The 18,017-nt window shown below is 51.1% G+C and carries 15 protein-coding genes; 7 read left to right on the plus strand and 8 right to left on the minus strand.

Annotated elements, in window-relative coordinates; genetic code table 11:
* The first annotated feature begins 15 nt into the window (after positions 1-15).
* The 4 genes from L4D19_RS03525 to L4D19_RS03540 all read left to right on the plus strand — a co-directional run bounded on the left by L4D19_RS03525 (position 16) and on the right by L4D19_RS03540 (position 3,480).
* A complete protein-coding gene (locus L4D19_RS03525) occupies positions 16-1,044 on the plus strand; it encodes a TRAP transporter substrate-binding protein (RefSeq protein WP_239412497.1) in 1,029 nt (342 codons plus the stop codon).
* Positions 1,045-1,146: 102 nt separating this feature from the next.
* The gene (locus tag L4D19_RS03530) at positions 1,147-1,734 is read left to right on the plus strand and encodes a TRAP transporter small permease subunit (RefSeq protein WP_428451222.1); all 588 of its coding nucleotides are present in this window, start codon (positions 1,147-1,149) and stop codon (positions 1,732-1,734) included.
* Complete coding sequence (locus tag L4D19_RS03535; protein ID WP_160649846.1) at positions 1,731-3,053, plus strand: TRAP transporter large permease; 1,323 nt, start codon at positions 1,731-1,733, stop codon at positions 3,051-3,053. The genes L4D19_RS03530 and L4D19_RS03535 overlap by 4 nt, the downstream gene beginning before the upstream one ends.
* A gap of 1 nt (position 3,054) precedes the next feature.
* Entirely contained in the window at positions 3,055-3,480 is a 426-nt protein-coding gene (locus L4D19_RS03540; RefSeq protein WP_428451223.1) for a universal stress protein, read from the plus strand.
* Positions 3,481-3,485: 5 nt separating this feature from the next.
* Here L4D19_RS03540 and L4D19_RS03545 read toward each other — a convergent pair whose 3' ends face one another.
* From L4D19_RS03545 to L4D19_RS03565, 5 genes are all read right to left on the minus strand, one after another.
* Positions 3,486-4,394 (minus strand): helix-turn-helix transcriptional regulator, encoded by a 909-nt coding sequence (locus L4D19_RS03545; RefSeq protein WP_428451224.1) that lies wholly within the window; start codon positions 4,392-4,394, stop codon positions 3,486-3,488.
* Between the two features lie 212 nt (positions 4,395-4,606).
* Entirely contained in the window at positions 4,607-6,778 is a 2,172-nt protein-coding gene (locus tag L4D19_RS03550) for a TonB-dependent receptor (RefSeq protein ID WP_428451225.1), read from the minus strand.
* Positions 6,779-6,969: 191 nt separating this feature from the next.
* On the minus strand, positions 6,970-8,481 hold the full coding sequence (locus L4D19_RS03555) for an ABC transporter ATP-binding protein (protein WP_428451226.1): 1,512 nt from the start codon (positions 8,479-8,481) through the stop codon (positions 6,970-6,972).
* A 4-nt stretch (positions 8,482-8,485) separates the two neighbouring features.
* Positions 8,486-9,202 (minus strand): energy-coupling factor transporter transmembrane component T, encoded by a 717-nt coding sequence (locus L4D19_RS03560; protein ID WP_428451227.1) that lies wholly within the window; start codon positions 9,200-9,202, stop codon positions 8,486-8,488.
* Positions 9,202-9,789 carry an MptD family putative ECF transporter S component gene (locus L4D19_RS03565; protein WP_428451228.1) on the minus strand — a complete coding sequence of 196 codons (588 nt, stop codon included), beginning with the start codon at positions 9,787-9,789 and terminating at the stop codon, positions 9,202-9,204. Before L4D19_RS03565 ends, L4D19_RS03560 begins: the two co-directional genes overlap by 1 nt.
* A 440-nt stretch (positions 9,790-10,229) precedes the next feature.
* Here L4D19_RS03565 and L4D19_RS03570 point away from each other — a divergent pair, with 440 nt between their 5' ends.
* Positions 10,230-12,047, plus strand: coding sequence for an ABC transporter ATP-binding protein (locus L4D19_RS03570; protein ID WP_428451229.1), 1,818 nt, complete (start codon positions 10,230-10,232; stop codon positions 12,045-12,047).
* Positions 12,037-13,791, plus strand: a complete 1,755-nt coding sequence (locus L4D19_RS03575) for an ABC transporter ATP-binding protein (protein ID WP_428451230.1) — start codon at positions 12,037-12,039, stop codon at positions 13,789-13,791. Before L4D19_RS03570 ends, L4D19_RS03575 begins: the two co-directional genes overlap by 11 nt.
* A 97-nt stretch (positions 13,792-13,888) precedes the next feature.
* Here L4D19_RS03575 and dcuC read toward each other — a convergent pair whose 3' ends face one another.
* Entirely contained in the window at positions 13,889-15,283 is a 1,395-nt protein-coding gene (gene dcuC, locus L4D19_RS03580) for a C4-dicarboxylate transporter DcuC (RefSeq protein WP_428451231.1), read from the minus strand.
* A 349-nt stretch (positions 15,284-15,632) separates the two neighbouring features.
* Here dcuC and L4D19_RS03585 point away from each other — a divergent pair, with 349 nt between their 5' ends.
* The gene (locus L4D19_RS03585) at positions 15,633-16,049 is read left to right on the plus strand and encodes a VOC family protein (RefSeq protein ID WP_428451232.1); all 417 of its coding nucleotides are present in this window, start codon (positions 15,633-15,635) and stop codon (positions 16,047-16,049) included.
* Between the two features lie 92 nt (positions 16,050-16,141).
* Here the strand turns inward: L4D19_RS03585 and L4D19_RS03590 are convergent, their stop codons facing one another.
* Complete coding sequence (locus L4D19_RS03590) at positions 16,142-16,498, minus strand: RidA family protein (RefSeq protein WP_239411240.1); 357 nt, start codon at positions 16,496-16,498, stop codon at positions 16,142-16,144.
* The gene (locus L4D19_RS03595; protein WP_428451233.1) at positions 16,455-18,014 is read right to left on the minus strand and encodes an FAD/NAD(P)-dependent oxidoreductase; all 1,560 of its coding nucleotides are present in this window, start codon (positions 18,012-18,014) and stop codon (positions 16,455-16,457) included. The genes L4D19_RS03590 and L4D19_RS03595 overlap by 44 nt, the downstream gene beginning before the upstream one ends.
* Between the last annotated feature and the right edge of the window lie 3 nt (positions 18,015-18,017).

Here is an 18,017-nt window from a genome sequence, read left to right on the forward strand (position 1 = left end):
CAAGGAGCAAAACCCATGTTCAACACCCTACTAAAGCTGCGAAACAAAAGTTTGAAGAAAACACTGGCTGGCTACACATTGGCCATTTCGGCCACCTTGTCGATGGTTCCCGAAGCCTTTTCTGCCGAGCATAACTGGCGTTTTGTGAACCTGTATTCGAGGGGCACTGCCTATGGTGAAGTGTACAAGAGCTTTGCCGAGAACATCGAAGCCATGTCCGGCGGCCGTATTGCCGTACAGGTTATGTATGCCGGTGAAGGTGTTGGCCAGACAGGCGTACTGGGCTCGGTCAAATCCGGCCTGATGACCATGGGCGCTCCTTTCCAGCCAATGCATGCCGGTGAGTTTCCTCCGGGTGTTGTCGAAGTTGGCTTGCCTGGGATGACCGATGATGTCGGTGAGCTTAGTGCGTTGTTTCATGAGAAAGGCTGGGGAGAAGTACTGGAAGAGGCGTACGACAAACAGAATCTGGTGTGGCTGGAACCCTATATTCAGCTACCTGTTTACGTGTTGACCAAAACGCCGATCAACTCAATTGATGACTTCAAAGGGATGAAAATTCGTGCGCCGGGTGCCTACGGTAAGTTCCTGCGCAAATTGGGTGCTTCGCCGGCATCGCTATCCTGGAGTGAAATCTATACCAGCCTGGCAACCGGGGTCATTGATGGCTCTATCGGTAGTAACCTAATTGATCACCGTGACGGTAACCATGTTGAAGTTGCCAAGTATATGTACCGTCTGCCGATAGCGGGCGCACAGGCCCTGCCTATCGTGGTAAACAAACGTGCTTGGAACAAACTACCGGCCGATCTGCAGGCGATTGTACGTGGTGCCAGTGCCCAGCATGCCCGTGAGCAGATGACCAAGTCGCGTTTGTGGGAATCTCAGGCGGTGGCAGATATGGAAGCCAAGGGCATGAAGTGGAGTCCGCAGCCGAGTAAGGAAGATATCCAGAAATGGAATACTGCAGCAAACTCGCTGTGGAGCGAGTACGCCAAGGCGGATAAATACAGCAGCCGCCTGGTTGAGATTCTTCAGCAGTAAATGGGGTGAATACCTGCCGGAGAGAGTATCTCTATAGATTCCGGTAGGTATATAGGGGCGAGAGCCCCTTTTGTCTTTCCTCCGGCTTCAAGGATGATAAGTATGTTTAAGATGGCAATGAAGGGGTATTGCCTCGGGATCAATCGGTTGGTGTATCTGATTGGTTTCTCGGCCTCGGTGCTGATGCCTTTGCTGGCACTGGCGGTGGGATTCGAGGTGTTCTCTCGTTATGTGCTGGGTAGCCCGACGATCTGGGCCTATGATGTTTCCCTCTTTCTTTTCGGGTATATCGCGGCACTTGGCGGTGCTTTGGCACAGCAGAAAAAAGCGCATATCAATGTGGATGTGTTTTACCTCTCGGTCTCGGCCCGCTTCAAATCTCTCTTCAATCTGTTTTCCTACTCTTTGGCGATCTTTTTTCTCGTCGTGGTGCTGATGATGAGCTTTGGCAAGTTTGAAGAGGCCATCGAATTTAATTACCGCCGACAGTCGGAGTGGGCACCGACCATGGCTCACTTCTGGGTCATGATGATGGTGGCATGCGGCGCATTCATCCTGCAGTACACCAGTGATTTGTTGCAGGATCTCTATTTTCTGTTTACCGAGCGGGATTTGCTGGGGCAGGAAGAAGAGCGCTGTGACGAACAGGCAGAATCGACCTATACGCCAGCAGGGATGGAGGACGTATGAGTATTGAAGTACTGACATTGCTGCTGATTGGCTGCATTTTGGCAAGCTTTGCCCTGGGGGCACCGGTAGGACTGGCGCTTGGCGGCATTGCCATGGGCATGGGCTACCTGACCTGGGGCGAGGGGATTTTTAACCTGATCCCGACCACCATAGAAAGTAACTTTTTCAGTTTTATTCTGCTGGCAATCCCTTTGTATATCTACATGGGCCAGCTGCTAACCCGATCAGGGATCGGGGATGCGATGTTTAATGCCAGCCAGATGCTGATCGGCCGGTTACGAGGATCGCTGGCGATCAGCGTGATCGGGGTGTGTTCGATGATCGGGGCCATGGTCGGGATCATCGGGGCAGGGATTATGACCTCGGGCAGTATTGCCTTAAAGCCGATGCTGGATCGCGGTTATGACAAGCGCCTGGCTCTTGGCGTGATCATGGCTGGCGGCGGGTTGGGGATTTTGATCCCGCCCAGCATTCCGATGATTATGTATTCGGCAACGACCCAGAATTCGGTCGGGCGGATGTTTATCGCCGCGATTGTCCCGGCTTTGATCTCCATTACCTTGCTGGTGGCCTATGTGATCATCAGTTGTAAGCTCAAGCCGTCGAAGGCACCGCTGGGCACCGGCGAGGAGAGCCGGATGAGCGGCAAGCAGAAGGTGCGAACCGCCCGTGACGGTCTGTTCTCGCTGCTGCTGATCGTAGCGGTATTGGGCAGCATCATTACCGGTATTGCGACGCCGACTGAGTCGGGGGCGATAGGGGTTATCGGGGCTATTTTATTGGCGGTCGTGTTCAAGCGGTTCCGCTTCGAGATGTTCAAATCCTCCGGGTTTGAAACCGCGATGCTGGTGAGTGTGTCGATGTGGATCATCCTCGGCGCGTCGATTTTCAGTAATTTCCATATGCTGAGCGGTGTACAGAATATGGTGGCCCAGTTCACCCAGGATCTGGGACTACCGCCGCTGGGAGTGATCATCTTGCTGCAGGTGATCATGCTGCTGTTGGGTTTCATCATAGATGAGCTGATTATTGTCTTGATGTGCGCCCCGCTGTTTACCCCGATTGCGGTGTCGCTGGGCTACGATCCGATTTGGTTCGGTATTCTGATGATCCTCAATATCGAGATTGCGGTACAGACTCCGCCGTACGGCTTTGCGTTGTTCTATCTCAAGGGCATTGCGCCGCCGGGGGTGACGATGATGGATATCTACCGCTCGATTGCACCGTTTATCTTGCTCAAACTGTGTGTCTTGATCCTCTGCATGCTGTTCCCGGAAGTGGTGTTGTGGTTACCGAACAAGTTGATGGGAGTACATTAATATGAGTCTTAAACATGTACTGATGCCTGTGGATCTCGCCTTCCCCGATGTGGTTGAGAAAGAAGTCGATATGGCACTGAAGCTGCTCGCCGACGATGGGGTGATTGATATGCTGTTTGTCGATGATGTCCGGGTGCATCACAGCATGGTTCCGACAGTATCGGGCGATACTTTTTCGGGCAAAAATGCCAATACCCGCTTGGCGGTGCAGGCGATGCTTGAGCGTCTGGTGCCGGAAAAGCACCGCGGCTGCGGGATAATCCGCAGCGGTGTCGTGTTTGACGAAGTTGTGGCCCAGGCAAAGAAAAGTCAGGTTGATGCGATTGTGATGGCTTCGGCCAAGCCGAAGCTCCGCTCGTACCTGCTGGGCTCGAATGCCGCCAAGGTGGTGAGACATGCACCCTGTTCAGTTTTTGTGGTGCGTTGATGTACCTAGTATTGCCCGATGGACAGAGAGGGAATGGCTTCTTTGCGGGCATCACGTGGTTGAATGTTGAACTGTTTGCGAAAGGCGGCACTGAAGTGACTGACGTTGCTGTAGCCGAGTATCATGGCTGTTTCGGTAACGTTGTTGTCTCTCAGTAGCTGCCTGGCTTTTTTCATACGCTCTGCCTGGAAATGGGCATAGATGCTGTTGCCATAGAGAGTTTTAAAGCCTTTTTTTAGTTTGCACTGATTAAGGCCGACGGCATTTGAAATATCGGCAATCGTCGGGGCGAGGCTGAGATCCCTGAGCAGGTATTCCCGTGCGGTTTCCAGCTGATGTTTTTCCCGAGCAGATAGCCTTGTTTTGCTATGGGGGCAGGTGATTGCAGTGAGTTGCCAGTAGATAAAGTCCAGAACGGCAGAATGTAGCAGCAGCTTGCACTGGGGTTGCTGATAGGCTAGTGATGAAATCTGCATCGCTGCCGCTTTGACTTTCTGGTGGTTGACTGACCCTTTGATAAAAAATGGAATGTCACCACCGAGATCCATACCGACCAGCTCGGGACCGGCCAGGCTGGCAAGTAGTTGTGGGGTAACCATCACGTCCAGGTTGCTAAAAGCCGGGGAGTTTATCAGGTGGAACATCTCGCCGTCAGAAAAGCCCATGATCGAGTCTCCTTCCAGAAGATGTATCGATGCGTCTTTTACGCTTGCCCGGAACCCGCCTTTGAGAATGCAATTGAGGTGGATATAGTCTTTGTCGCTAGGGAATGCGTCGGTAAGGCACATGGTGTTCGAATGAGAAATACACACTGCCAGGCCGGGCTGGAGTTCAATAAAGCTATCACTTTCCAGCGGAGCAGGCATTTCCTGTGATAGTGTGGGCAATGACACGGCAGTATTGGCAGAGCACATGGCAACCTCGTATTCCTAGCAGCCATATGATTACATTGGCTTATTCTGGCAATTAAGTTATTGAACGGATGATAGCAAATCATATCAAGAGATGTAAATGATATCTATTATCAACTAGATTCTTGAAAGGAATGAGTGAACAGGAGATTGGGCAGGAGAGGCCCAGGCAGGACCTTCTCCTATTATTAGTGATCTAGGCTGAGATCGATGTATTAGTAGTAAGCGTTGAACGTCAGGCCAAAGCTTTGTGGATCGCCGGCTTCGACGGTATGGCCGGAGCCAAAGTCGAACTCTACGGTGGAGTAATATTCATCGAGCGCATTCTTCGCCCACAGGTAGACATCCCAGTACTGAGCTTCAACGCCCAGCTTAACATTGACGAGTTGGTATGGGTCTTGTTTGAGGGTGTTCAGGCTATTGAAGTAGTACTCGCCGACATGAATGACATCCAAACGGCTGAACAGTGACAGCTGCTCCGTCAGCGGACGGGTGTTCTGCAAGGCGAAGTTGGCTGTTAGCTCAGGGGTGTTAACCATCTTATTGCCGCTGCAGCTTTGCAAGCTGGTCATCGCGCAGTTCTCGTAGTCTTTGTACTCAGCATTGGTATAGCTGCCGCCAAGTTCCATCAACCAGCCAGGTGCCGGAGTGTAGCGGGTTTCAAATTCAATACCCTGGCTGCGGCCACGGCCGGCGTTATCTGTCATGATGGTATTGGTGCTCTGAACCAGTTGCTGGACCTGCTGATCTTTGATGTCGATATAGAACAGGGCCGTACTGAGTTCCAGCGAGTTGTCGAGGAAAGGTGCTTTGTAGCCCAGCTCGTAGTTGGTACTGGTTTCAGAATCGTATGTTGGATCGTCCTGATTCGGATACAAATGGTCAAAACCACCGGCACGGTAGCCTTGGCTGATAGTCCCGTAGATCAAGGAGCTGTTGTCAGGAGTGTAAGAAACTCCCACTTTTGGCAGCCATTCGTTAAAGTCCTTGTCACCCTTGATGTTGACGCTCGGGCTACTCTGGTTGTTGGCCTGGATATCGGCTTTGCGTTTTTCTATATCAACCCGCAGACCTGCCGTTAAGGTCAAACGCTCAGTCAGACTGTAGTCAACCTGACCGAAGACAGCGTAGCCTGAGTTTTCCTTATCCACGTTGGTATAGTCGGTGTAAGGGCCTCCCCAGCCAATGGCTGTGTAGTCGAGCATGTTGGTGCCCTTGGTTTTATACTCGGCATAGTAGCCGTAAAGGCCAGCCAGCCATTGCAAATTGCTCGCGGTGTTTGAGGCCCAGCGAAGTTCTTGCGATAACTGCTTCTGTTCTTCTTCGGCAATGTTGTGGTAGATATAGTCCGTCTGGCTGCTGGCATCCTGGTCGGCAGAGTTGTAGCTGTCCCAATCACGCCATCCGGTAATGGAGGTGAAATCAAAACGGCTGAACTTGTTTTTCATCACGAGTGTAATACCGTAGGCATCGCGATTATCTTCGCCGTCATAGTTGTGGTCGACTTTGTCGGGGTTGTTTTTGATAAAGGCTGCACTCCCCAGGGCATAAGAATCGCCACGCAATCGCTGGAAATCAAGAATAAGGTCAGACTCAAAGGTATAGGTCGGTTCCCAACGTAGCTTTGCCCGAGCAACAAGATCCTCTCTGGCTCCGTAGTCTTTACCGTTATGGATGTTGGTCAGATGGCCATTGTTATCGGTAAGAGCGAGGCTCAGTCCACCGTATAATTCATCTTCGATCAGGGGAGAATTCACGCCGACACTGATCTTACGGCGCTCAAGGGTATCGGCGGTGACGGATACGCGGGCATCAGTGAAATTGTCTGGCTTTTTGGTGATCACGTTGATGATACCAGCCAGAGAGTTACCACCATAAAGCGTTCCCTGAGGCCCACGTAGTACCTCAATACGTTCGGCATCAGTGAGATCCAGGTCAAACATACCGTTACTGGTATAGTTAACCCCATCGACATAAAAACCTACGGTAGGATCGGTGAATAGGCCCGGACCGATACCCCGAATGAAGATGTTGTTTTCTCGTGAGCCCCCCCAGGTAAAAATGTGCAGGTTAGGTACATGTTGGCTCAGCTCTGTAATGGAGCTGATCTCGGCATCTTTCAAATCCGAGTCGGTAATTGCGGAAACACTGGAGCTAACATCCATGATGTCGGCATTACGTTTTTCGGCAGTAACCGTGATGACCTCCAGCTCCGAAGATTGACTTTGCGCCTTTTCGTTGGTGTTGGCCAGTACATTGGATGTTGTGCTGATAGCGGTGCAGAGGAGTCCTGTTTTCACTAGTAGCGCGAGTTTATTGATGTTGTGTGTGCGGGTTGGCTTATTTAAGTCTGATAGACCTTGCCCCTGTAATGGTGCGGCTTGCATACCTCTCGTACTCCTTGAAATTGCAATTTATGTTGTTATTAATAATCATTCGCGCAATTGTCTTGGTTGAGGGGATCTGCTGCTACCCGAAAGAGATATTTCAAACCCGAAACGGATAGATTTGTTACCAAAAAGAAACGCCACCGGAAGGTGGCGGTTATTAGGAAGAGGCAATTAAGAGTGGTTTTGAGTTAAGCATCGAGTGCGCTTAACTTCTGAAATGACCGAAGCTCAGTTAGCAATTGCTGACCTTGATCTGCCCCAACATCAAACTGTGATTTCAAATAGCCAGATTCAAGCACCAATACTTGTTGACTTACCCGGGTGATAAATTCAGGGTCATGACTAATTACTACAACGGTTCGGTTGCAATGACAGGCTTTCCGGATAAGTTCGGCAAGTGCTGCCATATTGCGCCAGTCCAACCCGCTGGTAGGTTCATCTAACAGTAGCAGTTCTCGTTCACTGGCTAAGGCTGTTAACAGTGCTAAACGCTGTTGTTGGCCTCGAGACAGTGCTAACGGGTGTTTATCGGCTAATTCTTCTAACCCCACCTGCTGTAACCACTCTCGCGCTCCATGCTCGGCAGGTTCTGGCATACTAAGCTGGATTTCTTCTAACACTGAATCGGCTATCAACTGCTGATGAACGTGTTGGGATACAAAGAAGCTGTGCCGCCGGCGTGCTCGCCAATGCCATTGTGTTTGATTGTCGCTAAGCATCACTTTGTCACGTTGCTGTCCGGCAAGCACCTTCATTAAACTGGACTTGCCTGCGCCATTTGCACCGATAATGGTCGTCACTTGCCCTTTAGGTAAAGAAAGGGACGGCATATCAAGCCACGTTTGTCTGTTTTTGCCTAATTGAATGGGCGATAACTGATAACTATCAGCTAACTTGCTTGTCGTTGAGGTTGAGCAGCAAAGGTCGGTAAAGTGGGCGGGTCGTAGCCCCTGTAGCTTTAAAGAGTCGCCCGAACGAGAAAAGAATTGCTTTCCGGTCACCGTCTCCAGGATCTGACCTTCGGCCATATGAACCACACGATCAACCAAGCCATTCAGGTAATATAAGCGATGCTCGGCGACCAGAATCGTCTTCCCTTGTGCACGCCACTGCTGAATCGTCGCGCGTAACATGGCGATGCCCTCGGCATCTAAATTGGCAGAGGGTTCATCAAGCACATAAACATCAGGGTTCAGCATGCTGGCCGAGGCGCATGCCAGCTTTTGTTGCTGGCCACTAGAGAGATCAAAGATAGATTGGGGTAACTGCGCCTGTAACGAAAACTGCTCGGCAACCTCAGCAAGGCGCTGGTTGATTGATGCAACTGGATAGCCTTGATTTACGAGAGCAAAGGCCAGCTCGTCCTCTATTGTTGTGGCAAAGAACTGGCTCGATGGATTTTGAAAAACGCTACCAACTTGCCTTGCCATTAATGCCAAATTAAAGTGTTCGAGAGCTTTCCCCTGCATTTGAATGCTTCCCTCTACATCAGCATCGAAGTAGTGCGGAATTAAGCCATTTGCTAGTCGCAGCAAGGTACTTTTGCCACAACCAGATGCACCGCAAAACAGAACGACTTCACCTTTGGCTATCTGCAAGTCAATGTTTTTAAGGCTCCAGCACGAAGTATCATGATGTTCGTAGCGTACGCTGACATTGCGCAAATTTAGCAACTCGGTATTTGAAGTAACTGAATTCATAAACCTATCCGAACAACAAAGAGATGAAAAACAAATAAAGAGGTAAGGCTACGATCGTCAATACAAGATAATCGCACCAAGAAAATGTTAGTGATTGACGTTCGCTGCGCTTTACTGAGGCAGATAACCCGCGGCTTAATGCGGCTGCAGATAATTCTTCACCAATGCGAGTGGTGTTGATCAGAAGCGGCAACAGCCTTAACCGGATAATATGCTTGAAACGCAAGCCGCGCATTGCCAAGCTTTTTTCAATCGCGATAGCTTCGGAGAAAAAGGTCGGAAAGAAACGAAATACAACAGCGAGTGGAATCGTCATTTGTTGCGGCAGGCCAAGCTTACGACAAGCAGCCAAGAATTCGCTCACTGTTGTTGTAGAGACGAGATATATTCCCGAAAATATCGCGGGCAGAATTCGCGTAAACACTCCGACTAATACCAGCAGCATGGAGTTAGTTAACCCCTCTGTGATGGGCACCAGTACATAGGCTATGTATAGACAGGCGCCGTATATTGCACCATAACATCCGGCTAAATATAAACGTCCTTCTAGCCCTAAAAGCAATAAGGGGATTACTGCCAATAGATAGGTAGATGAGCGAACCCAGGCATCGTTGCCAGCTACCCCGCTGACTACAAATACGCTGATGCTCAGTAGCAATAAAATCTTGGTTCGCGGGTCTAGCCTGAATCGCCGTTGCAAAGAGTGACTGTTCAATAGCATTAAATTATACCTGCGCGTTTAAACTGATTAGCACAAGTACGCTTACCGATAACGCTGCCAATAGCACCACATAAAATGCACGCTACAAATAAAAACGGCAGTGACCACATTGGTAATAAGGCTTCTAACTGCTGTGCGTAAGACTCACTATAACCTTGTTTCAACATGGCAAAGTATTCTTCGCGACCAACAAAGAAGGGGATAAAGTTTCCAATTACCCAACCACTAAACAAGGTGTATCCACACAAGCTCAATTTCGGGCTTTTGTATTGTCCGCGAGCAAGAACGAGGTCTGCGATTAAGCCAAACAACAAGCCAGTGAGGCAAGCCCAATAGCCCATACCTGCGATAAACATTAATATCCCATTGATGGAGCCTAGTAACGTCACCATTCCGAACTTGTCGACCCGCGTCAGGAACAGCATGAACGGAATACCGCCTAACAAAGCGGGAATGACTGCAAGCAAAGGGATAAAAACGGGTATAAAGCCTAAGAAACCAATGATGATCATGATGAAGAAATACAGAACCGAGTAGATTCCGACATTGATAAGATCTTTAACCGTCAGGCGAGGTTGTTGGTTCATTATTACTCCATACAATTACCAAGAATTAGTGAGATACAGGGGCTATATCAGCCGTTGATTGAGTTTCAGCCCTCTAGCGGAAGGGTTATTCACTGATCGAGGTGCGTCTAAAAGGGTCTTGCCAGATCCGTTGCTAGCCATGTCTTTGCAGGCAGAAAATGAATGTTTCTGACAAGCTTCTAAGGTCCGCCCAGCGCCTGCTCAAGAAAAATATCTGCAATTATGTAAGCGGTGAATAAACAGCACTACCCGTATCGGGCGGAAAAGCCCCGAGTAGGTTAATGAGAGCGTCCCTATCGGGATGGACATCCCTGTATTGGGTTGAGTTCTAGCCTATTGATCCGATTGGGGCAGGCGGCTACTGATCTGGGTAGCTTGTGCGCAGATGGAAATTTATGATCTGTCGGATTGTTTCCTGTTGTTGTGAAGGAATTACGACTATGTCTAATTTGGATGATGACACTGGCTGGCTGACCTTATGGCGATTGGTAAAGGTCCAGCAAGGGTGTCTTTCTGCCTCGATGATATTTACCTGTTTTGCCGCATTGCTCGAGTTACTGCCATTCTTGCTTGTTTTTCAGGCAATGGAAGCCGTGCTCGGATACTACCAGCATGATCTTTCTTCCCCTGAACTGACAATCGCGCTCTATCACTCGGCGTTATGGATGATGGTGGCTCTGGCGGCAAAAACTATGGTGTATGCGCTTGCTTACGGGCTGAGCCACAAGGCTGCATTTGGCATTTTGACCTATACCCGCCGCCTTCTTGTTACTCGCCTTGCCTGGGCTCCGGTACATTGGCTGCAAAAATACCACTCCGGCCAGCTGAAACTGGCTGTGCTCCAGGATGTTGAGCGGGTGGAGAACTTCGTTGCCCACCATACGGTAGAAGTGTCGGTGTCGGCTATTGGTCCGGTGGTGGTGACCGGCTATTTACTGTGGGTGGATTGGCGTCTGGCACTGGCTAGTTTGCTGGTCGCGCCGCTGGCGGTGCTCAGTTCAATGCTGGTGATGCGCGGGATGGATCAACTCTATGACGAGTATCACCAGGCATCGGTGAGCCTCAATAGCACCACGGTAGAGTACCTGCGCAACATGCCGGTGATGAAACTGTTTCAGCAAGACAGTCGTCGCTTTAAAGCGATGGTGGACAGTCTCGACCGGTATTATGGCATGGTGGCGAAGATTACCAAGGTGACGGTGCCCAGGTGGGCGTTGTTTACCTGCTTGCTGGGGGCAAACCTGCTGGTGATTTTGCCTGTTGCGATGGTGCTCTATCAGGCTGGTGAAGTGCGTTTGCTCGATGTTCTGATGGCGGTACTGCTTGGGGCAGGAATGCTACGCCCCTTGCTTAAGATCAACCACTTTTTCACTGAAATTAAAGAGGTGTTGGCCGGAGTTAAACGACTTGCCCCGATCATGTCTGCGCCAACGACCGAGAATGCATCACTACCAACGGCGCTGGAGACACCTTTGCAGGTGGTTTTTAAAGATGTTTCGTTTGGCTATGACGACTTGCCGGTGCTGAACGGTATCAACCTAACCCTGGCGCCGGGGACAACCACTGTTCTGATGGGGCGATCCGGGGGCGGAAAATCGACTTTGGCCCAGTTGCTGGCAGGTTTGCTGGTACCTGATAGCGGCGAAGTGCAGATCAACGGGGTGCCAGTCTCGGGACTGGATAACCAACAGCGCGCGTCACTGATTGCAGTGGCTTCGCAGGATGTGTTTTTGTTCAAAGGGACTATTCGAGACAACCTGCAACTGGCTCGTGATGGTATTTCCGAGCAAGACATGCATCAAGCCGTTGCAGTCGCACAAGCGCAGGAGCTGATTCGACGCTTGCCGGAAGGTTACGAAACTAAATTGCAGGAGCAGGGCGTTCGCCTGTCTGGCGGTGAAAAGCAGCGTATTGCATTGGCTCGGGCGTTGCTTGCCGATACGCCTATCCTTGTGCTCGATGAGGCTACAGCTTTTGCCGATAGCCTGACCCAAAAGGCATTCTACCATGCGTTGAAAAAGCACTATCCGGAGAAGACGGTGCTGGTGATTGCTCATCGTACTTACGGTCTCGAAAGTGCTGATCTCATCGGCATCATTGAAGGCGGACTTATTCAGTCGCAGGGTAGCCATGCTCATCTTCTGAGTGCCAGTGATTACTACCGGCAGATCTGGCAATTGCAAAATGACAGTGACAATTGGTCTATCGGTGCCGTTAAACGCCAAGCCGCTGTAAAGGAGGTGGCCCATGAAGGTTGATAGTATTTGGAGCGTTGTTCTACGGGTGATTCAGCGTAGTGAGCGGTCATCTTCGCAACTGTTGAGCGGATTGATGTGGCGTATTGCCGAGCGTTTGCTGGATGTACTGCCGATGCTGGTCTGTTTCTGGTGGCTGCAGACGGTATTGATGGCTGATGTTGGTGGCAGTAGTGAGGTGACGCCTTCGATCGTCATGGTAACGGCATTGCTGGTGGGTATTTTTGCTCTTCAGCTATTTTGTGCGATACACGGACAGAAAAATAGCTTTCTCGGTAGCTATTCGATCATGGGGGGATACCGGGAGAAGCTGCTTGATCGGGTGCACCAGTTGCCGTTGGGCGCACTGTATCGTTATCGTACCGGCCAGTTGACCGATATGGTGACTGACGATGTGTTGCGGATCGAAAACATTTTCACCCATTTGGTGATTGAGGTACTGACGACCTTACTGATCCCCGTGGTGTTGGTGGCGGGTTTGATGTGGGTTGACTGGCAGCTGGCGCTCAGCCTGATTATCGGTATGCCGTTTGCCTTCTGGGTGTTGCAGGTGACACGCAAGCTGTTTGTCCGGATGAGCCAGGATAAACAAGCGGTGTATCGCGATACATCAGGTCTGATTGTTGAGTTTGTGAGTGGCATCAAGACGTTGCGGCTCTATCATCGCGCTGAGCTGTGGCTGGGCAAGCTTTATCGTCATTTCGATGAGATGATCCGTATGTCGATTAAGGTTGAGCAGTGGGGGGCCCTCCCGGTTGTGCTCTACCGGCTGTTGCTTGAGCTCGGGTTGGTGGTGTTTTTACTGATTGCTGCGAATAAGATAGACGCCGGTAGCGCGAGCCCGTTGACGTTGCTGCTGTTTATGCTGCTTGCCCATCGCGTGATCTCTCCCTTGCTCGAAATGGGCCAGCATCTGACCATACTACGTTATGCAGTGCAGTGTGAAGGTAAGCTGGAAGGGCTTTATGATGAAGTGTTGTTGAGTGAACCTGAGCAAGCTGCCGAGATCAACGAGTATTCAGTCTGTTTCGACGGTGTGAGTTTTGGTTATGAGTCGACGCCAGTACTGCATAATGTGAGCTTTACTGCTCGGCATCAGGCCGTGACGGCGATTGTCGGGCCATCCGGTAGCGGTAAGAGCACCGTGATGAACCTGCTGGCACGTTTTTACGATCCGGATCAGGGCACTATCACGGTCGGAGCTAAAGACGTTAAGGCGTTAGGTTCCGAAGGGCTTTATCAGCACATCAGCATGGTGTTTCAGCAGGTACAGCTGTTTGACGGCACCATTATGGACAATGTACGTATTGGTCGGCCGACGGCCAGTGATGAAGAGGTGTTTTCCTCTTGTAAGATGGCACATTGTGACGAGTTCATTAACCGATTACCGGCAGGCTATCAGACACATATTGGTGAGAGCGGAGCCAGCTTGTCTGGCGGTGAAAGGCAGCGACTTTCTATTGCCCGGGCACTGCTGAAAGATGCGCCAATCATCTTGCTTGATGAAGCCACAGCCTCTGTCGATGCCATTACTCAGTACTATATCCAGCAAGCGTTATCCGAACTGGTGAAAGATAAAACCGTGATTATGATAGCCCATCGTCTGAGTACTATTCGGGATGCCGACCAGATTTTGGTACTCGATAATGGGCAGCTGGTTCAGCGAGGGTGTCATGATGAGTTGCTTAAGCAGGAGGGGCTATATCAGGAATTGTGGTCTGCCCAGAATGGCGTGTTGATGACTTAGCAAAGGAAGCTTCGGTAGCAATGCCGACGCTTCGCAATAAAGCTGGATACTCAATAGCCTGATCCCCATAACACGGGAATCAGGCTTTTTATTATGGCTAGATTGCCATAGGCAGGAAGATAATACTCAGGATGATGTTAACTGCCAGACCGAATGTGATTGGTGGAATCGTGCGTTTGATCAGATCGAACGGCGAGACTTTTGCCATACCGGATGAAGCAACGATTACCCCGGCAACCGGTGACATGGCACGACAGGCATTGGATGCCTGTTGCATTGGCATCACCAGGTAGACACCGTTGATACCCATGCCGTCGGCAATTTTCGGGATCAGCTCAACAAACGCATAGAATGCCGCGTTGCCCGACCCGGTCAGGAACGCGACGGCACCGGTCAGGCCAACGAGTGCCAACATCATTGCCGTTGCACCGAAGCCGACCTGCGAGGCAGTTTCAATAAGCAAGTTGATAGCACCGATAGCCTTTAGGCCTTGGGCAAAGACACCTGCACCCACCAGGATCAAGACAACCGGCAGGGCATCTTCCATCCCTTTGACAATCGCACTCATGCCTTCCATCGCGGTACGGCCGCTGCGGTGGCGAATGGCTTCCAGCGCCATTGCCGTAAACAGACAAAGAATAGCAATGGTGCCGATGTTCATGGTGACGCCTTCAACCAGGCCTAGCTCGCCACTGGTCACGACCAGGACAATAATCGGCAGCATAGGTAGCCAGCCATAAAAGCCAGGCGCCTTGCCTTCGATCTCTGATGTCTTCACATCGACATTGTTGAGGTTCACTTTCTTGCTGCTGCCCTGCTGTAGCAAGCCTTCTTTTTTGTCCATGTACTGTTGCCAGAAGTAGTGGGCAGCCGCCATGGCCAGCATACTTGGGATAGCCAGAGGAATTTGATATTTCAGAGTATAGATTTCAACCGACATGCCAACATTCTCAGCGGCAATCACCGAGTCGACAGCCAGTGGCGAGAAGCTGATGGTGGCGGTGGTCGCGATAGCGGCAGCAATCGAAATCGCAGGCAGTCCTAGCGCATTGAGTACCGGGAACAGTGTCGACATCAGCAATACCGCGAGGCTGGTTGCCCCGAACCCTGCCAGCGAGATAAAGCTACCGATAAGAAACGTCACGGCCAGTAGCAGGTAGGGCTTGTTGATACCGCCCAGTAGTCTGAGCGCATTGTTGATAACAATGTCGTTGGCGCCGATGTAGGTCATATAGCGGGCGTAGGCCAACAAGGCAAAAAGGATCAGCCCCATGCCGCCGAAACGGTTGTTGAACATTAAGTTCATTGATTCAAAGATATCCAGCCAGGCATTACCACTGGACTTTGCTTCGGGAATAACGGGTAAGCCCATCGCGGCACAGACTGCCATTAATACCGCCGCACCCAAGAACAAAGTGGCGATCGCGTTATACTTTTTCAGAATGGCGAATCCGACTATGGATACCACTAGTATGGAGATAAATATGCTCATTGCTTCCTCATAAGCAGTGGTTGATAACAAGATGGAGATATATATTAGAGTATGCAACTGAATGTTGATTTGTGTCATGAGTTGCATATAAATATGGCGTAACTCGAAGGAAGGATCATGTTTCCCGGCTAAGGGTCACATTTTGAGATATTGGCTTATTTTTTATGTATGTCTAGCGATAGAACAATAAAGGGCAGTGACATATCGGGATAATGTCTGCAGGGTATTTGGGGAGAGTTGAAATAGTCGACGATCAAGTTGGCTGACGGCTTTAGTCACTGTAAAGCAAGTCAATTTGAGATACCCTCTATCATCGACAAACTAGGTTGCACTAAGAGGAGTGTAGAGCGTGAAACAGTCTTTAATTCATATTGCCCTGGTCGTTAAAGATTATGACGAAGCTATTGAGTTTTATACTCAAAAGTTGAAATTTGAGTTGGTGGAAGATACCTATCAACCCGAGCAGGACAAGCGCTGGGTTGTTGTTTCTCCTCCGGGCTCAAATGGCGCGACCATTCTGCTGGCCAAAGCCTCAAAATCCGAGCAGGAAGCCTTTATTGGCAACCAGAGCGGTGGCAGGGTGTTTCTATTCCTCAGCACCGATGACTTCTGGCGTGATTACAACAGGATGCAAGCCGAAGGGATAAAGTTTGTGCGGGAGCCTAAAGAGCAGGACTATGGCACGGTGGCCGTGTTTGAAGATCTGTACGGTAACCTGTGGGATTTGCTCCAGCTGGATCCGAGCCATCCGATGGCGGGGCGCTAATTGCTGTTGCGGTAACTGCAACATAAGATGAAGGCTCAGGGCAACGAGCCTTCATATTGCGATATGGCGCAGCTATGTGTCACAAAACAAAATTAGTCTTTCTTCACAGCTGCCGTTACGATGAGCTCAACCTTGAGTTCCGGGCGTGCCAGCTTGGCTTCGCCACAGGCGCGGGCCGGCGCAAAACCTTCTCCGAACCATTGATCCCAAACGTGGTTCATCTCGTCAAAGTCGCTCATGTCAGCCAGCCAAACCGTTGTTTGCAGAACATGTTGCCTGTCGCTGCCAGCTTCAATCAGTAAAGTTTCAACCCTTTGCAGAGCTTCGAGAGTTTGCTCGGCCACACTGGTCCCTGCGATACCCACCTGACCGCACAGGTAGACGGTATCGTTGTGAATAACGACTTTACTCATTCGCTGGTTGGTGTACTGCCTTTTGATGGCTGTCATGCTTGCTTTCCTTGTTTTGATTAGTGGTGTGAATGGAGCTCTGAGTCTCTGCCTGGGTAGTTTTCGCCGGACTACTGCCGCCTTGATTTGCCCGGTATCGCTGAATAAAAGATTCACTGACCGGGGTCAGGCTAGCCAGCTCGCCGAGCTTGAGCGGTTTGATTGGATGACGGATCCGGTAATAGCCGACCTTGGCAATGTCAGTGCGGGTTTCGTCGGCGATGATTTCTGCCACAGTCGGGCCGCAGTAGCGTCCCTGACAGGGCCCCATGCCACAACGGGTATAGGTTTTGATCTGATTGATGCCATTGCACTTCTCGCGTGCATGATGGCGAATCTCACCGGCAGTGACTTCCTCGCAACGACAGACAATCGTGTTATCCGATGGTGTAAGTGCTTGCTGAGGAGGGGCATACAAGGTATCGAGAAATGGCCGGATGGCGATTTCTTGCCTGATGCTCTGTGTCAGAGCCTGGGTTTGCTGCTGCCAGTGTGCCTCGTCCAGGTAGCCCAGGGCGTAAAGTGCCTCGGCTGCGACCAGCTGCCCCTGGTATTCGGCCACCAGTGCACCACCGATCCCGCCGCTGTCTCCGGCAATCGCGACACCGTCCAAAGACGTGTTATTGTGCGCATCCAGCTGCGGTCGCCAGCAACGCTGTACGCGGTCCCAGTCATGTTCCAGTCCCATGGCCCGGCTCAGCTGGACATTGGGGATCACGCCAATATGGCTCAGGACGGTAGCTGCAGGAAGCATTACTGTCTTGCCGCCGCTGCGAAAGCTCAGTTGTTCGACCTTGTCGGCAGAACTGCCCTGGCCATCTCCGTTGCCATGTACGCAAATGTCTGTCGCCTGGGTATAGTGGGCAACACCGGCTTTGCGAATTTGTCCGAGCAGCTTGAGGCCCTTGGTGAGGTACTTGTGACCTTTAAGGGCGTTAATGGCGAAGCGGCTGGCTTGCAGGTACTGCTTGGGCGACTGGGTATCGACAATCGCAGCAGGCTTGGCCCCGGCATTGATTAACTGGACAGCCAATAAATATAGCAGCGGGCCAGTACCGACCATCACCGCCTGTTTGGGGGCTATACCGGCGGTTTTTAGCAAGATCTGGCTGGCCCCGGCAGTCATTACACCGGGCAGGGTCCAGCCCGGAAACGGGAAGGAGCGCTCAAGGGCCCCGGTTGCCAGAATAATGCGCCGGGCCTTGAGTTGCTTGGCTTTGCCGCAGCGGCTCCAGTATACGGTTTTGTCCGGGTCAACCCGCCAAATGGTGGCTTCGGTAATGTGCTGTATTTTTGCGCTGCCCAGCGTCTCGACCAGACTGGTACCACGGAGATAGTCAGGACCGAAAACATCACCCAGCGGATGTCCGTCGGCCTTGATGGCACGGTAGATCTGACCACCCGGGCGTGCTTGTTCGTCAAGCAGGGCAACACTCGCACCGGCCTTAGCACACTCGATGGCCGCAGCCATGCCTGCCGGGCCCGCACCTATGATGCAGACATCAACATTGAACATAAT

It is taken from the genome of Photobacterium kasasachensis (assembly GCF_050336885.1).
GTDB classification, from domain to species: Bacteria; Pseudomonadota; Gammaproteobacteria; order Enterobacterales; family Vibrionaceae; genus Photobacterium; species Photobacterium kasasachensis.

Bases quoted from the DNA above. Each gene is read 5' to 3' on its own strand.
- L4D19_RS03590 (WP_239411240.1), bottom strand. From the start codon at position 16,498: ATGACAGCCATCAAAAGGCAGTACACCAACCAGCGAATGAGTAAAGTC.
- L4D19_RS03560 (WP_428451227.1), bottom strand. From the start codon at position 9,202: ATGCTATTGAACAGTCACTCTTTGCAACGGCGATTCAGGCTAGACCCG.
- L4D19_RS03575 (WP_428451230.1), top strand. From the start codon at position 12,037: ATGAAGGTTGATAGTATTTGGAGCGTTGTTCTACGGGTGATTCAGCGT.
- L4D19_RS03540 (WP_428451223.1), top strand. From the start codon at position 3,055: ATGAGTCTTAAACATGTACTGATGCCTGTGGATCTCGCCTTCCCCGAT.
- dcuC (WP_428451231.1), bottom strand. From the start codon at position 15,283: ATGAGCATATTTATCTCCATACTAGTGGTATCCATAGTCGGATTCGCC.
- L4D19_RS03570 (WP_428451229.1), top strand. From the start codon at position 10,230: ATGTCTAATTTGGATGATGACACTGGCTGGCTGACCTTATGGCGATTG.
- L4D19_RS03550 (WP_428451225.1), bottom strand. From the start codon at position 6,778: ATGCAAGCCGCACCATTACAGGGGCAAGGTCTATCAGACTTAAATAAG.
- L4D19_RS03525 (WP_239412497.1), top strand. From the start codon at position 16: ATGTTCAACACCCTACTAAAGCTGCGAAACAAAAGTTTGAAGAAAACA.
- L4D19_RS03565 (WP_428451228.1), bottom strand. From the start codon at position 9,789: ATGAACCAACAACCTCGCCTGACGGTTAAAGATCTTATCAATGTCGGA.
- L4D19_RS03530 (WP_428451222.1), top strand. From the start codon at position 1,147: ATGTTTAAGATGGCAATGAAGGGGTATTGCCTCGGGATCAATCGGTTG.
- L4D19_RS03555 (WP_428451226.1), bottom strand. From the start codon at position 8,481: ATGAATTCAGTTACTTCAAATACCGAGTTGCTAAATTTGCGCAATGTC.
- L4D19_RS03545 (WP_428451224.1), bottom strand. From the start codon at position 4,394: ATGTGCTCTGCCAATACTGCCGTGTCATTGCCCACACTATCACAGGAA.
- L4D19_RS03595 (WP_428451233.1), bottom strand. From the start codon at position 18,014: ATGTTCAATGTTGATGTCTGCATCATAGGTGCGGGCCCGGCAGGCATG.
- L4D19_RS03535 (WP_160649846.1), top strand. From the start codon at position 1,731: ATGAGTATTGAAGTACTGACATTGCTGCTGATTGGCTGCATTTTGGCA.